General features: G+C 46.1%; 2 protein-coding genes. Both read right to left on the bottom strand.

From position 1 onward, the window contains the following. Window positions 1-282 (bottom strand): hypothetical protein (locus tag JNK74_29015; GenBank protein MBL7650223.1); only part of this gene is annotated, 282 nt, incomplete at its 3' end. Between the two features lie 68 nt (window positions 283-350). Then, window positions 351-647, bottom strand: coding sequence for a hypothetical protein (locus JNK74_29010; GenBank protein MBL7650222.1), 297 nt, complete (start codon window positions 645-647; stop codon window positions 351-353). Window positions 648-688 lie beyond the last annotated feature (41 nt).

Genomic DNA, 688 nt, shown 5'->3' with positions numbered 1-688 from the left:
GCGCAAAAAAGGAGAGCCGCCGCCGTGGTTGGTTTTTTGAACAAAAACACCCGCCGTGGCAATCAAAGCTTCAGGCGTGGTGCGCGATTGCTGTAGCGCGATGGTTTTTGAAGTAAGGCGCTCAATGGATGCGGGCGTATCCTTGAGATACACTTCGGCGCGTTGGGTAGTGACGATAACCTCCTGCAATTGGAATCCAGGCATGGTGTCAACAACGACGGCATCCTGTGCGACAATACTTATACAAACCATCAAACCTGTTAAAGTTAATAATAGTCTCATCGTTTTGTTTTTAACTGACAACCCACAACCCACAACCCACAACCCACAACCCACAACCTACAATGATTTCATTCATTTTTATGTTGCTCGTAAAATGATTTGCGCTGTTCGTTTTCATTATCCAATTTAGGGCCCTGCATTATTTTTTCCCAATTAAAAGTACGTTTATAAATATCAAGCGCTTTTTGAGGTACAAAAATGGCGGGGTCGGCGGGGTCCAACGTATAGGGCGTGAAATCGGGCCTGTCGGTGAAAAAATCCTGTAGCAGGGAAGCCGTGAGGTCGTAGTGGTTTACGTAATCGATATTGAGCAAGTTATACAAGGTTTTCAACAAACTGCCGAAGTTGGCGTGGGTGTTCGACACATATCCTCTTTTTACATAGGGCCCTGCCAGCAACAGTAGCG

This window comes from Candidatus Hydrogenedentota bacterium (assembly GCA_016791475.1).
Classification (GTDB): domain Bacteria; phylum Hydrogenedentota; class Hydrogenedentia; order Hydrogenedentales; family JAEUWI01; genus JAEUWI01.
Note: the sequence above shows the minus strand (reverse complement) of the source record. Positions and strands in the feature narration are given on the sequence as shown.